The organism is Nonomuraea sp. PA05 (assembly GCF_008086045.1).
In the GTDB taxonomy this organism is placed as follows: domain Bacteria; phylum Actinomycetota; class Actinomycetes; order Streptosporangiales; family Streptosporangiaceae; genus Nonomuraea; species Nonomuraea monospora.
On the sequence record NZ_VSEY01000050.1, the window covers coordinates 1 to 14,432 of the forward strand.

The 14,432-nt window shown below is 70.0% G+C and carries 13 protein-coding genes; 1 reads left to right on the forward strand and 12 read right to left on the reverse strand.

Features of this window, described 5'->3' with window-relative positions:
* From FXF51_RS50525 to FXF51_RS50545, 5 genes are all read right to left on the reverse strand, one after another.
* Positions 1–2,100, reverse strand: a 2,100-nt coding sequence (locus tag FXF51_RS50525; protein WP_148441997.1) for a DNA-directed RNA polymerase subunit beta, incomplete at its 3' end; no start/stop codon positions are given.
* A 446-nt stretch (positions 2,101–2,546) separates the two neighbouring features.
* A complete protein-coding gene (locus FXF51_RS50530) occupies positions 2,547–3,044 on the reverse strand; it encodes a hypothetical protein (RefSeq protein ID WP_262380419.1) in 498 nt (165 codons plus the stop codon).
* Positions 3,041–3,541 (reverse strand): hypothetical protein, encoded by a 501-nt coding sequence (locus tag FXF51_RS50535; RefSeq protein ID WP_148441998.1) that lies wholly within the window; start codon positions 3,539–3,541, stop codon positions 3,041–3,043. The genes FXF51_RS50530 and FXF51_RS50535 overlap by 4 nt, the downstream gene beginning before the upstream one ends.
* Positions 3,542–3,877: 336 nt before the next feature.
* Complete coding sequence (locus tag FXF51_RS50540; RefSeq protein ID WP_148442079.1) at positions 3,878–4,879, reverse strand: ABC transporter ATP-binding protein; 1,002 nt, start codon at positions 4,877–4,879, stop codon at positions 3,878–3,880.
* A 101-nt stretch (positions 4,880–4,980) separates the two neighbouring features.
* Positions 4,981–5,535, reverse strand: a complete 555-nt coding sequence (locus FXF51_RS50545) for a TetR/AcrR family transcriptional regulator (protein ID WP_148441999.1) — start codon at positions 5,533–5,535, stop codon at positions 4,981–4,983.
* An 84-nt stretch (positions 5,536–5,619) separates the two neighbouring features.
* Between FXF51_RS50545 and FXF51_RS50550 the strand changes: the two genes are divergently transcribed.
* A complete protein-coding gene (locus FXF51_RS50550; RefSeq protein ID WP_148442000.1) occupies positions 5,620–6,009 on the forward strand; it encodes a nuclear transport factor 2 family protein in 390 nt (129 codons plus the stop codon).
* Here the strand turns inward: FXF51_RS50550 and FXF51_RS50555 are convergent, their stop codons facing one another.
* The 7 genes from FXF51_RS50555 to FXF51_RS50585 all read right to left on the reverse strand — a co-directional run bounded on the left by FXF51_RS50555 (position 6,010) and on the right by FXF51_RS50585 (position 14,425).
* The gene (locus FXF51_RS50555) at positions 6,010–6,444 is read right to left on the reverse strand and encodes an RDD family protein (RefSeq protein WP_148442001.1); all 435 of its coding nucleotides are present in this window, start codon (positions 6,442–6,444) and stop codon (positions 6,010–6,012) included.
* A 12-nt stretch (positions 6,445–6,456) separates the two neighbouring features.
* A complete protein-coding gene (locus tag FXF51_RS50560; RefSeq protein WP_262380420.1) occupies positions 6,457–8,388 on the reverse strand; it encodes an ArnT family glycosyltransferase in 1,932 nt (643 codons plus the stop codon).
* A 161-nt stretch (positions 8,389–8,549) separates the two neighbouring features.
* Complete coding sequence (rplL, locus tag FXF51_RS50565; RefSeq protein ID WP_148442003.1) at positions 8,550–8,942, reverse strand: 50S ribosomal protein L7/L12; 393 nt, start codon at positions 8,940–8,942, stop codon at positions 8,550–8,552.
* A gap of 72 nt (positions 8,943–9,014) precedes the next feature.
* Positions 9,015–9,539 carry a 50S ribosomal protein L10 gene (gene rplJ, locus FXF51_RS50570; protein WP_148442004.1) on the reverse strand — a complete coding sequence of 175 codons (525 nt, stop codon included), beginning with the start codon at positions 9,537–9,539 and terminating at the stop codon, positions 9,015–9,017.
* Positions 9,540–9,776: 237 nt separating this feature from the next.
* Entirely contained in the window at positions 9,777–10,598 is an 822-nt protein-coding gene (locus FXF51_RS50575; RefSeq protein ID WP_262380421.1) for an LppX_LprAFG lipoprotein, read from the reverse strand.
* 103 nt (positions 10,599–10,701) lie between these two features.
* Positions 10,702–13,983 carry an AfsR/SARP family transcriptional regulator gene (locus tag FXF51_RS50580; protein ID WP_148442005.1) on the reverse strand — a complete coding sequence of 1,094 codons (3,282 nt, stop codon included), beginning with the start codon at positions 13,981–13,983 and terminating at the stop codon, positions 10,702–10,704.
* 10 nt (positions 13,984–13,993) lie between these two features.
* Positions 13,994–14,425, reverse strand: coding sequence for a pyridoxamine 5'-phosphate oxidase family protein (locus FXF51_RS50585; RefSeq protein ID WP_262380422.1), 432 nt, complete (start codon positions 14,423–14,425; stop codon positions 13,994–13,996).
* Positions 14,426–14,432: the final 7 nt, after the last annotated feature.

Genomic DNA, 14,432 nt, shown 5'->3' on the forward strand with positions numbered 1-14,432 from the left:
CAGGTTCTTGCCCAGCGCCATCTCGCCCTGGTCCGTGCAGGGACCGTCGGCGATGACCTGGTTGACCTCGACGCGGTCGCCCTCGGCCACGATCGGCTTCTGGTTGAAGCTGGTGCCCTGGTTGGAACGCTTGAACTTGGCGACACGGTACGTCGTACGCGTGCCGTCGTCGTTCATGACCGTGACGTAGTCGGCGGAGACCTCCTCCACCACACCGGCCTTCTCGGCGCTGATGACGTCGCCGGCGTCGGTCGCGGCACGGTACTCCATGCCGGTGCCGACCAGCGGCGCCTCGCTCTTCAGCAGCGGCACGGACTGCCTCTGCATGTTGGAGCCCATGAGCGCGCGGTTGGCGTCGTCGTGCTCGAGGAAGGGGATCATCGCGGTGGCGACCGACACCATCTGGCGCGGCGACACGTCGATGTAGTCGACCTCCTCGGCCCGCATGAGCTCGGTCTCGCCGCCCTTGGTGCGGACCAGGACGCGAGCCTCGGCGAACGAGCCGTCGGCATTGAGCACCGTGTTGGCCTGCGCCTTGACGTAGCGGTCTTCCTCGTCGGCGGTCAGGTAGTCGATCTGCTCGGTCACCTTGCCGTCGACGACCTTGCGGTAGGGCGTCTCGACGAAGCCGAAGGCGTTGATCCGGCCGTAGGAGGCCAGCGAGCCGATCAGACCGATGTTGGGGCCTTCAGGCGTCTCGATCGGGCACATCCGGCCGTAGTGGGACGGGTGCACGTCGCGGACCTCGAAGCCGGCCCGCTCACGGGACAGACCACCGGGGCCCAGCGCGGACAGACGCCGCTTGTGCGTCAGGCCCGCCAGGGGGTTGGTCTGGTCCATGAACTGCGAGAGCTGCGAGGTGCCGAAGAACTCCTTGATCGACGCCACGACCGGGCGGATGTTGATCAGGGTCTGCGGGGTGATCGCCTCGACGTCCTGGGTGGTCATGCGCTCGCGCACGACGCGCTCCATGCGGGCCAGGCCCAGGCGGACCTGGTTCTGGATGAGCTCGCCGACGCTGCGCAGGCGGCGGTTGCCGAAGTGGTCGATGTCGTCGACCTCGACGATGATGTCGCGGTCGTTCGCACCCGGCATCGACTCCTCGCCCGCGTGCAGGCGGACGATGTACTCGATGGTGGCGACGACGTCCTCTTCGGTGAGGGTGCCCTGGGTGATCTCCGAGTCAACACCCAGCTTCTTGTTGATCTTGTAGCGACCCACCTTGGCGAGGTCGTAGCGCTTGGGGTTGAAGTAGAGGTTCTCCAGCAGGGTCTGCGCCGACTCCTTGGTCGGCGGCTCACCCGGCCGCAGCTTGCGATAGATGTCGAGCAGGGCGTCATCCTGACCGGCGGTGTGGTCCTTCTCCAGGGTCGCCCGCATCGACTCGTACTGGCCGAAGCGCTCGAGGATCTGGTCGCTGGTCCACCCCAGTGCCTTGAGAAGCACGGTGACGGCCTGCTTGCGCTTGCGGTCGATGCGCACACCGACGCTGTCGCGCTTGTCGATCTCGAACTCCAGCCAGGCACCCCTGGACGGGATGACCTTGCAGCCGTAGAGGTCCTTGTCGGACGTCTTGTCGACGTTGCGTTCGAAGTAGACGCCCGGCGAACGGACGAGCTGGGAGACCACGACACGCTCGGTGCCGTTGATGATGAAGGTGCCCTTCGGCGTCATGAGCGGGAAGTCGCCCATGAACACCGTCTGGCTCTTGATTTCACCGGTGGTGTTATTGATGAACTCCGCCGTCACGAACATCGGGGCGGAGAAGGTCATGTCCTTCTCTTTGCACTCATCTACGGAGTACTTCGGCGGCTCGAACCGGTGGTCGCGGAACGACAGGGACATGGTCCCCGAGAAGTCCTCGATCGGACTGATCTCTTCGAAGATCTCTTCGAGGCCCGACTGAGTCGGGACGTCCCGACGCCCGGCCTGGCGAGCCGCCTCGACCCGGGCCTTCCACTTCTCGTTTCCGAGCAGCCAGTCGAAAGACTCGGTCTGCAGAGCGAGAAGGTCAGGAACTTCGAGAGGCTCCTGGATGCGCGCAAAAGAGACGCGACGGGGACCAGCGGGTACGGCGGAGGCGTTGCGCGAGGCTGCCAACAGATGTCCTTCCGAGGGCTCGCGGCGGACTGACTACACGCACGCCAGACAACCTCGCAACGTGAGCAAGCATCGCGGGTCGTCAAAGGGCAGCGCAAAGGGGCAGTGTAGCCGAACGGCACACGCCTGTCCACTTCACCCTCGCTGCATGCTCCACGTTGGTCGCAGCATCGCCCGTTCAGGCGGAAACGTCAAGCCCGCGAGCCCGACTTTTAGCCGACTCAGGGCCCCGACGCTGGGTTTTCTCCCCTGTGTGACTGATCGCCTACCGCCAGGCCCAAGACGATACCCGCGAACGGGGGCGGTTAACGCTCCGTCACACCGGGGGCCGAACCCATGCCGACAACCGGTGTTGCAGTGACTGGGGTACCCCTATCAAAGGCTTCGCTAAACCTGATTTTTGGTAACAATTGAAGGTAGCGACGCGCCGACGATCACCTGGAGCCTCAGGCCGTCCCCAAGAGGGTGGACAGACCGGCCACGAGCCAGCGGGAGTCTTGCCGCACCATGACGAACCTGGCGCGGTTCTGGGTGAACTCTTGCTGGACCCCTTCTTTACCGGGGATCTCCTTGACCGTACCAGTGTTCACGAAGAGCAGAACTTCTACCCGGTCGGGCTCTGCCCGCTCCACACCGGCGCCCGCCACTGCCACGTTCTGGACGATCTTCTCCTCCTTCGCCTTGGGCACCAGGGTCTTCGCCAGGTCCTTGTAGTGCCCGGTCAGCTCGCCCGTGGTGAACGTGCCTGCCCGGGCCAGATCCTCCTCCACCGTCCGGTAGTCGTAGGAGAGCAGATCGGGCGCGACCTTCCTGGCCGCGACCACGGCCTCCCGCCCCGCCGCGTCGCTGTCGCGCAGCTCGCGCAGGTCGAACCACATCGTCGGCACCAGCACCCCGCCCACGACCACCAGGACGCCGAGCACCGCGATCATGAAGACCCTCACCGGACCTGCACCACCTTCGCCGCCAGCCAGGCCTCGCCGACCTTGCTCAGGTCCATCTGCCAGCGGTAGAAGCGCTCCTGCGGCGGGCTGTCCGAGCCGTCCCAGCGGATCTCCACGTCGCCCACGACCAGCACCCTGGCCGTGGTGGCGGTCATCGAGACCAGGCCTGTCGCGCGCAGCACGCCGTGCTGGACGACCTTGTTCTCGACCGTGGTGGTCCGCAGCTTGGTCGCGTTGGCCTCGTACTCCACCCTGGCGGCACCGGTGGAGCTGCCGATGATCCGCCGCACGTCGGCGTCGGCGCTCTTGTAGTCGAGGGACATGAGGTTCTTGGCGTGCGTGCCCGCGGCCAGGAGCGCTGCCTGTTCGTCGCCTGCCCTGCCCTGCTCGTCGCGCGCCTGGGCCGCGATCCACACGCCGGTGCCGACGAGCACCGCCAGCACCCCGCTCAGCGCCGCCAGCAGGATGCGAGCGGGCCGGACAGCAAGCCCTGCCACGTCTGCTCACCCCTCTCCCCGCCGGTCGCTGCCGGATCATAACGCGACATCCGCTTCCGCAGCCCGCCAACCGACGCAGGCGGTTGGGCAGGTGGCGCGGTGGCTCACAGGGTGCTCCTGACGCGCCGCCGACTCCCCTTTCTGAGCGAATCGGTCAGAGCCGAAAGATCCCCACAAATGCCTTCAGATGGCCCTGTGAGGCCCGCTGAGCGCCGGACGCCGCCTCGTCCTCCCCATGGCCTCAGGAGCACCTCCTGCGCCTGTGTGGCGGCCTCGCGAGCGCCGGCTCTGCGGCCTTACCTTCCGGCTGGAGTTCTGTCACCCCTGGTCGACGAACTAGGCGATCCCGTGCATGTGGGCGTTGATCAGCCGGGGGTACTCGTCCAGCCAGTTCCGCCCGCGCTCGTCCACGAACGATCCCTGCGGCGGGATCACCCCGTTGGCCGCCAGCCACGTGCCGGGCGGCCGCTGGGTGCGGCGGATCTTGTTGCCGGACGGCATGAGCTGCGGCGGGATCGGCGGCAACGGCCCAGGGTCGTGGCCCATCTGCGCCTCGGCCTCCAGCTCCGACAGGTCCTTCTCCTCGGACATGCCGATCGGGCCGTGCTTCCTGGCGTTGAGGAACTGCCGCACCACCGGCTCGTCGCTCGACAGCAGCATCTCCCGGGAGCCGAACATCACCAGCTCCCGCCTGAACATCAGCCCGATGTTGTCCGGCACCGTGCGGGCGGTGTTGATGTCGTGCGTCACGATCAGGAACGTCGCCTCGATCTCGGCGTTGATGTCCACGATGAGCTGGTTGAGTATCGCGGTGCGGACCGGGTCGAGCCCCGAGTCGGGCTCGTCGAACAGGATGATCTCCGGGTCCAGGACCAGCGCCCTGGCCAGCCCCGCCCGCTTGCGCATCCCGCCGGAGATCTCACCCGGGAGCTTGGTCTCGGCGCCGAGCAGGCCGACCAGCTCCACCTTCTCCATGACGATCTGGCGGACCTGGGCCTCGTTCTTCCTGGTGTGCTCGCGCAGCGGGAAGGCGATGTTGTCGTAGAGGTTGAGCGAGCCGAACAGGGCGCCGTCCTGGAACAGCACGCCGAACAGGCGGCGCAGCTCGTACAGCTTGGCCTCAGCGCAGTTGGCCAGGTCGAAGCCGTCGATCCAGATGTGCCCCCGGTCGGGCCGCAGCAGGCCGACCATGGTCTTGAGGAAGACCGACTTGCCGGTGCCCGAGGGGCCCAGCAGCACCGAGATCTCGCCCGCCGGGAGCGTGAGCGAGACGTCCTCCCAGATGACCTGCCGGCCGAACGACTTGGTCAACCCGTCGACCATGACTTCCACGCCCACGGTCACCTGCCCGATCACAGAAGGCATTGAGAGGATGCCATCACCGTAACGGCGTTCGGGCGAATGGGAACCCGATCTCCCAGCTTGTTACCGGGCAGTTATCAGACTTCCTGTCCAGTAAGGGCGCGCAGGCTCGGCCGCAGCAACCGGGCGAGCTCCTCCTGCGGCACCCCGCGCAGCTCGTCGATCTCCAGGAGCTGATGGCCCACGGTGATGCCCAGCATGACCAGCGTCATCAACGCCGCCCGCAGCCGCGCGTCCTCGCCGGGCAGCGCCTCGGCCAGGCGGTCGATCTGCTTGCCGAGCACCTGCCGCGCCGACGCGGCGGCCTCGGGGTGGGTGAGCATGGAGCGCATCATGGCCAGCGAGCCCTGCGGCAGCTCGCCCAGCTTCATGGTCAGCGAGCCCAGCACGTGCTCGACCGCCCCCTCGGGGCCCAGCTCGCCGCCGGCGGGCGGCGTCATGCGGACGGACTGCTGGAACAACTCCTGCTTGCTGCCGAAGTACTGCATCACGAGGGCCGGGTCGACCTCGGCCCGCTTGGCGACGGCCCTGATCGTCGCGCGTTCGTAGCCCAGCTCGGCGAAGAGCGCCCTGGCCGCGTCGAGGATCCTCGCCTCGGTCCTGCGCCGCCTCTCGGCCCTCGGAACGCCCACCCCCTGACTCTACAGCCGTTGACCGTCCACTCCATTTCGCTCTACGCTCGTTGAGTCAACAACCGTTGAGCGAAATGAGGGATCATGTCGATCGAGGAGATCGTCACCGGCTTCCACGCGGCCATGCTGCACAAGTCGGCCGACGAGCTGGCCGACCTGTACGCCGAGGACGGGCTGCACGAGTTCCCCTTCGGCGGGCTGGCGCCGTACGAGGGCAGGGAGGCGGTGCGCGAGAACTACCGCACCATGTGGGGCGCGACGCCGTTCGAGGTCGAGGAGGTACGCCGGGTCGCGCTGCACCGCACTGAGGACCCGGAGGTCGTGGTGGTGGAGCAGACCGTGCACGGCGCGGCCGGCGGCCACCGGCTCACCGTGCCGGGCCTGCTCGTGCTGCGGATCAGGGACGGGCGGATCGTGCACACCAGGGACTACATGGACACCAGTGCCATCGCCCAGGTACGGGCGGCGGGCTGATCAGCCCTTGACCCGCGCGTTCACGACGAGCGTGCCCGCCAGCCGGTCGTGCAGGCAGCGCTTCTCCTCGTCGAAGAACGACCACAGCCAGTCCGCCACCACGAGGAACTGGCCGACCACCGGGATCAGCGGCAGGAACACCCAGAGGGAGCGGACGGCCGCGGCCCACGGCGACGGCGACCGGCCCGTTCCCCGCCCGACCACCTTGATCCCGACCACCCACTTCCCCAGCGTCCGCCCGAAGCAGGCGTGCGCGGCCCAGAGGTAGGCGAAGGCGGGGACCATGTTCGCCGGTTCGTCCCAGGCGAAGGGGAACACCCACTGGACGCCTGACACGAGCATCGCGCACACCAGGATGTCGAGGAGCCAGGCGCCGAACCGGGTGAACCGGGGCGCGATCACCCGGCGATCGACATGGGGGGCGGTGTCGGTCACTCCCCCATTCTTTCAGGGTTGTGTGAGGTCGAACACCGTCGTGCCGCCGACCGTGGTCGCGGTGAACGTCTCCCGCACCCAGGCCGCGATCTGAGCCGCGTCGTCGCTGCCGCCCGAACTGCGCCCGGCGCCGCCCATGCCGGTGCCGACGAAGTAGCGGATCTTCTTGTCGGCGACGTACTGCTTGAACTGCTCCAGCGTCGGCGCCGGGTCCGTGCCGTTGAACCCGCCCACCGCCATCACCGGCAGCTCCGTCGCGAGCTGGTACCCGGCCGCGTTGTTGGACCCGACCGTCGCCGCCGCCCACGTGTAGCCGGAGCCGCCGGACTTCAGCAGCGCGGTCAGCTCCGCGCTCGGGGCGGCGGCGCTGAGCAACCCGCCCATGCCCCCACGCATACCGCCACCCGTTCCCCCGCCTGTGCTGCCGCCCGTGCCGCCGCCGCGCCCCGTGCCGCCGCGGCCCTGGAAGCCGCCGTCACTTCCGCCCTGCCCGGGCATCCCGCCGCCCTGCCACTGGCGGGACTGCCCGCCCCCTGGTCGCTGGAACCCTCCACCGGATGGCCTCCCGAAACCCCCACCGGTGGAGGGCCCAGCAGTCGGAATGGCCCCCGTGTGCGCCGACGCGGCCGTGTCCACCGCGTACGCCGCGGGCCCGGCCAGGCACGCCACCAGCGCGACCACGACCACGGCCACCGCCCGGCGGCCGAACAACATCGCCAGCGCCGCCCCGAGCCCCGCCACCAGCACGACCACGCCCAGCCACGGGTTCCAGTCGGAGCTGCGCGACAGCAGCACGTACGACCACCCGGCCGTCCCCGCCGTGACCAGGGCCAGGGCCCGGTGCGCCCCGCGCTCCCAGAGCACCGCCGCCCCCATGCCGACCAGCGCCGCGATGGCCGGCGCCAGCGCCACGGTGTAGTAGGCGTGGAAGATGCCCTGCATCAGGCTGAAGATCAGCCCGGTGACGACCAGCCAGCTCCCCCAGACCCACAGCGCGGCCCGTACCGGATCGACCCGGGGCGCGCGGCGCGTCAGCCACGTGACGGCGACCAGCAGCACCAGCGCCGCAGGCAGCAGCCAGGAGATCTGGCCGCCCGCCTCGGTGTCGAACAGCCGCAGCCAGCCGGCCTGCTGGTTGAGATTGCCGAGCCCGCCGTAATTCTCGCCGTTCAGCCGGCCGATGCCGTTGTAGCCCAGCGCCAGCTCCAGCACGCTGTTGGTCTGCGAGCCGCCGATGTAGGGCCGATCCGCCGCGGGCACGAGCGCCACGGCCAGCAGCCACCACCCGGCGGAGACCACCATGGCCGCACCGGCCAGCAGCAACTGCCGTACCCGCCGCCAGAACCCCACCGGCGCCGTCAGCAGATACACCAGCGCGAACCCCGGCAGCACCAGGAACGCCTGCAGCATCTTCGCCAGGAACGCGAACCCGATCGCCACCCCCGCCAGCACCAGCCACCGCGTTGCGCCGCGCTCCTGCGCCCTGATCACGCAGTACGCGGCCACGGTCAGCAGCAGGACCAGCAGCGCGTCCGGGTTGTTGAAGCGGAACATCAGCACGGCCACCGGCGTGAGCGCCATCGCGGCCCCGGCCAGCAGCCCCGCCCGCCGCGTCAGCACCCTGCGCACCGAGGCGTACACCATGGCCACCGCGCCGACCCCCATCAGCGCCTGCGGCACGAGGATCGCCCACGAGCTCAGCCCGAACAGGCGCACGCTGAGCACCATCGGCCACAGCGAGGCCGGCGTCTTGTCCACGGTGATCGCGCCGGCGGCGTCCGAAGCCCCGAAGAAGAACGCCTTCCAGCTCTGGCTGCCGGCCTGGACCGCCGCCGAGTAGAAGGAATTGGCCCACCCGGAGGCCCCCAGACCCCAGATGTAGAGCACACCGGTGCCGACGAGCAGCACGGCCGGCGCCCAACGAGACTTCGCTTCGGTAACCACACCAGGAACGCTAGGCAGGCCGGTTGGCCGGGCGATGAGACGTACATGAGAAGTTCCTGAGCCCACGCGGGGCCCAGGAACGCGAAAAGAGGCGGGCACACCCGGCACCAGGGTGTATCCGCCTCTTTCCGAAGAGCTTCTTGCGTGAAGTGAAGGGGAAGTTACTTCACGGTCACGGTGGCGCCGGCGCCCTCGAGGGCAGCCTTGGCCTTCTCCGCCTGCTCCTTGTTGACCTTGCCGTCGAAGACCGCCTTCGGAGCGCCGTCGACCAGGTCCTTGGCCTCCTTGAGGCCCAGGGACGTCAGGGCGCGGATCTCCTTGATGACCTGGATCTTCTTGTCGCCGGCGGCCTCGAGGATGACGTCGAACTCGTCCTGCTCCTCGACGGCGGCGGCCTCGCCGGCGCCACCGCCGGCGGGGGCGGCGGCAACCGCGACGGGGGCGGCGGCCTTGACGTCGAAGGTCTCCTCGAAGGTCTTCACGAACTCGGACAGCTCGAGGAGGGTCATCTCCTTGAACGCGTCGAGCAGCTCGTCGGTGCTGAGCTTCGCCATGATTGTTTCCTTACGTTTAGGACTTGCAGAAAACTAGGAACGGGACCGCGGTACGTGCGGCAACCCCCGGTGTTACTCGCCAGCCTCGTCGCGCTTGGCGCGCAGGGCCTCAGCAAGCTGGGCCATCTGCGTGGGCAGAGCGGCGAACATCGCGGCCGCGGCGCTCTGCTTGGCCTTGAGGGCACCGGCGAGCTTCGCGAGGAGAACCTCGCGGGACTCGAGGTCGGCGAGCTTGGTGATCTCGGAAGCGTCGAGCGTCTTGCCGTCGAGGACGCCGCCCTTGATCACCAGAAGGGGATTGGCCTTGGCGAAGTCACGCAGACCCTTGGCCGCCTCGACAACGTCACCGTTGACGAAGGCGATCGCGGTCGGACCGGCGAGCAGGCCGTCGAGGCCCGTCAGCCCGGCCTCGTTGGCCGCGATCTTGGTCAGGGTGTTCTTCGCCACGGCGAACTTCGCATTCCCACCGAGAGAGACGCGCAGCTCCTTGAGCTGAGCGACGGTGAGACCGCGGTACTCGGTCAGAACGGCGGCCTGGCTGCCTTCGAACTCGCTCTTGAGCTCGGCAACCGCTGTCGCCTTATCCGCCCTCGCCATGGGCCTCCTTCCAGATGTGCCGCCGGAGAAGGCCCGTAGAAATGAGAACAGCCCCGGCGCAGGGGCGCACGGGGCTCACGCACATGAGACATCCATGTGGGAAACTCGCATCACACCTGCGCAGGTCGCCCACATGACGTGGAACCTTCGGTCGTCAGGCTCAGAGCACCCGACGACGACCGGCGGTCTTCGGCAACGACCAGAGTACGTGCTGGCCGCCGAGTTTCCAAATCGTTCTCAGTTGGTCGTGCCCTTGGGCAGCTCACCGACCTGGTCGGCGGGCGGCGTCTGGATGGTGACGGCCTCGTTGAAGCCCTTGAAGAACAGGGTCGCGTCGAGCGTCGCGCCCTCCTTGGCGCCGTTCAGCCCGATCTTGCGCGGCAGCCCGTCGGCCGCCACCCACATGTCGAACTTGACGTCCTTCAGCTCGGCCAGGTTCTGCCGGGCCTGCTCCTGCTCGGCGGCGGGCAGCTGCTGCACGGCCACCTCCACCGGGAAGGTGCCGCTGTAGTGCGTGGTGTCCTCGCCGTTGACGCTCTCGGTGCCGACCGACTTGACGTCCTGCGACGCCGTGACCAGCTTCGTCATGTTGCCCAGGTCGAACTGCTGGATCTGGGCGAGGTACTGGTTGACCTCACCGGCGTGGCCCGTCTCGTTCAGCGAGACCTTGATCCACGGCTTGGTGTTGCCGAGGAAGTCGTTGAGCGCCTGCACCTTCACGTAGACGGTGTCGCCCTGCAGCACCGCCCGCACCCCGCCGGGGACGCTGCGGCCGCCCATGTCGACCTGGTCCAGGGTCAGGTCGGCGGCGAGCTGCGGCTTGCTCTGGTAGAGCATGCGGCCCTGCACCTTGCCGGCGCCCTGCTGCGGGTGCGAGACGTTCACCACGGCGTCGACCGTGTAGCTGGTGACCTCGGCGGTCTTCTGCGCGGCCTGCGCGAGGACCTCGGAGGCGGCCAGGTTGACCTGGATGGGCTGGGCGTTCGATCCGCAACCGGCGACCGCCGCAACCACGAGCGCGGCTCCTGCCGCGGTCATACTTATCGTGCGCTTCAGCATGCCTTGACCTTACGTTTAAGTTTCCGGGTCATGGCGCCTTCCCCGCACAAATCGGGGAAAACTAAGGGTTCTCCCTCACATCCTCTGCACGAACCCCGCACATTCATCGGCCGGACAGGGACTCGCCGCTGATCACCGCGCCGATCCGGTCGACGTCGGACCGCTCGGCGGCGGGCAGTGGAGCGCCCGCTCGCTCACGCAGCTCGCGGGCCGTCCGCAGCAGCCTGGCGGCCTCGTCAGGGTCTCCCTCCAGGACCCGTACGCCCGCCAGCCCCTCCAGGGCGAGGGCCTCGGCGCGGTCGTCACCGTCCGCGCGGGCCACTTCCAGACTACGGGCATGCAGGCCGGCCGCCGTAGGGGCGTCCCCGCGCAGCTCGGCGACGAAGCCCAGCTCGGCCAGCAGCAGCGCCATCGGCGCTCCCCCGCCGCCGATCCGGCGCAGCCACTCCAGGCCGGTACGGAAGTAGCCCTCCGCCGCGTCCAGGTCACCACGCCGCCGGGCGGCCAGGCCGAGCCCGATCCTGGCGAACTCCTCCATCGACTTGTCCGACCGTTCGGTCGCGAGCCCGCGGGCGCGCTCGTGCAGCTCGTCGGCGCGTACGAGGTCGCCGGTGAGCAGGGCGATCCTGCCCAGGCGCGAGGCCAGCAGCGACACCTGCGACCACAGCCCGAGCCGCTCGGCCACCCGCAGCCCCGTGGTGAAGTGCCGCGCAGCCTCCGCATACGCGCCGCCGACCTCCGCCAGCACCCCGAGTGGCTCGGCGGTCTGCAGCAGCCCCCACTGATCCCCGAGCTCCCCGAACAGGACGGCGGCCCGCTCACCGTCGCGGCGCACCGCGTCGAAGTCGCCGCGGAGCGCGGCGTACCGCGCCAGGCCGGCCAGCGCCGCCGCCACGCCCCAGCGGTCGCCCGCCGCCTCCGACGCGCGCAACGCCTCCTCAAGCTGCCGTACGCCGTCCGCCTGCCCGCCCACGCCGATCATCGCGAACCCGACGAGCCAGCGCAGGCGCGCCCGCGTCACCGGATCGGCGACCCCTTCCAGCGCCTGCTCGGCACCACTGCCCAGCTCCGGCCCGGTGATCCCCTCCCGCCCGATGATCCCCTCCGGCCCGGTGATCCCCTCCGGCTGGGTCTCCCCTGAACGGATCCCGATGACGCGCGACCAGGCCAGCGCCTGCGCCCGCACCGCAGGCTCCCCTCCGGCCGGCGACAGCGCCCGGGTGAGCGCGTGACGGGCCTCGCTCAGCCTTCCGGTCATGAACCAGTACCAGGTCTGCGCGTTCACCAGGGCCAGCGCACGGTCCACCACGCCGTCTTCGACCGCGCTGTCCAGGGCGGCACGCAGGTTGGCCGCCTCGGCCCGCAGCCGCGTCAGCCACATGTCCTGCTCCGCGCCTCGCAGCCCGGGCTCGGCCCGTACGGCGAGCGCGGCGTAGTAGTCGCTGTGCCGCCCACGCATGATCTCCAGCTCACCGGCGTCCGCGAGCCGTTCCAGGCAGTACTCGGCGATGGGCTCCAGCAACCGGTAGCGTCCGTCGTTCCGCACCACCATGGAGCGGTCGACCAGCCGGGCGAGGACGTCCATGATCTCGGAGACGTCGACGCCGTCGCCTGCGCACGTGCGCTCGGCCGCCTCCAGCGTGCAACCGCCGGAATGCACCGCGAGCCGGGCCAGCACGACCCGCTCCGGCCGGCCGAGCAGCTCCCAGCTCCAGTCGATCACCGCGGTGAGCGTGCGCTGGCGGGCCGGCGCGTCCCGGGGGCCGCCGCTGAGCAGCCTGAGGCTCAACCGGCCGGCCAGCTCCCGCACGCCCAGGCCGCGTACCCGGGAGGCGGCCAGCTCCACGGCCAGCGGGATCCCGCCGAGCCTGCGGCAGATCCCCGCCACCGCTTCGTCATCGTCCACCACGGCGCCCGAGGCGGCGGCCCGCTCGGCGAACAGGCGCACGGCCGCCTCCGGCTCCAGCGGCGGCACCGCGACCACCGTCTCGCCGGACAGCCGCAGCGGCTCACGGCTGGTGGCCAGCACCCGCAGGCCGGGCACGCGGGGCAGCAACGGCCCCAGGACCTCGGCGACCTGGTCGAGCACGTGCTCGCAGTTGTCCAGGACCAGCAGCAGCCGTCTGTCGCGCAGCACCTCGTGCAGCACGCGCGGCCGGCCGTCGTCACGCACGCCCAGCGCCTCCAGGACGACGTCCGCGTCGAACCGCCGGGACTCGGCCAGCTCCACCGGGTGCACGCCGTCGTCCTCGTCCCAGGCGGCGGCCACCTCCAGCGCCAGCCGCGTCTTGCCGACGCCGCCTGGCCCGGTCAGTGTGATCAGCCGGGACCGCTCCAGGGCCGCGCGCACGCGGCGCGCCTCCTCGTCCCGCCCGATCAGCGTTGTGGCGGGCACCGGCAACAGCCCGGAAGCGAACCCTCCGGACAGCGCGGACGTCGGCGAGGTCCGGGGTACGGTCCCTCCGGACAGCCCGGACGACTGCGAGGCCGCGGGATCTTGCCGCCCGGACAAGCCGGACGTCGCCGACGCCGCAGGATCTTGCCGCCCGGACGTCGCCGACGCCGCGGGATCTTGCCGCCCGGACGTCGCCGACGCCGGCGAGGCCGTGGAATCTTGCCGCCCGGCCGGCCGGGGTGTCAGCGCGGGGTCCTGGCGGAGCATCGCCGCGTGCAGGGCGGCCAGCCTCGGGCCCGGGTCGGCGCCGAGTTCGTCGGCCAGCAGGCGCCGCACCTGCTCGTACGCCTCCAGCGCCTCAGCCTGCCGCCCCGCCCCGTACAGAGCCCGCAGGTAGGCGGCCTGCATCCGCTCCCGCAGCGGATGCCGGGCGGCGAGGGCCCCCAGCTCCCCCGCGAGCACGCGATGCTCCCCCAGCTCCAGGCGGGCCTCCGCCCGCTCCTCCAGAGCATCCAGCCGGGCCTCCTCCAGCCGCGCGATCGCGAGCCCGGCGAAGGCCGCGCCGGCGAAGTCCGCCAGCGCCGGCCCCCGCCACAACGCGAGCGCGTCGGCGAGCAGGGACGCCTTCGAACGGGGATCCGCCGCGCCACGCGCCCGGGAGACCAGCACCGCGAACCGCCCCTGGTCCACGGCGTCGGCCTCGACCATGAGCCGGTACCCGGCCGGCCCGAAGCCGACGAGGTCACGCGCGCCCGGCTCCGCGTCGTTCAGCACGCGGCGCAGCTGGGAGACCTTCTGCTGCAGCGCGTTGGCAGGGTGGCGAGGCAGGTCCTCTTCCCACAGGTCGTCCACGAGCCGGTCGGCCGAGACCGGGTGGCCCTCCTGGATCAGCAGATCGGCCAGCAGGGCCCGGACCTTCGCCTCGGGGACGCGAACCGGATCACCCGCCTCCGTCCAGACCGTGAGCGGACCCAGCACCCCGAAACGCACCCGTCACACGTTAGGCGAACTCCTTCCCGAAATCGAACGTGCGCCACCGTTCAGGGCGGATGCGGAAGGTCACCCAGTCGCCCAGGCCGTCCCGGACGGTGGCGAAGAAGCGTTCGCCCTGCTCGGGGCCGAGATATCGGATCGACCATGCGCGGTATTCTCCGGGATCGACCGGCTCGTGGCCGATGACCGGGCCGTCCACGGACACGTACCTGTAGGGCATCGCCTCCTGCTGCACGGCGAAGCCCACCGAATCCGCCGCACGGATCAGGTCGTGTTTGCGGGTGCCCGACGACGTGCTGATCCGGACGTCGCCGCCGGGCGTGTAGCCGTACCAGATCGGGACCAGCAGCGGCGCGCGGCCGTCGGGCACGCTGAGCACGCCGATGTGCGTGCCGGCCAGGAACTCCTCGCGTTCGCGGACGCTCATGCGGGTGGACACGTGGCTC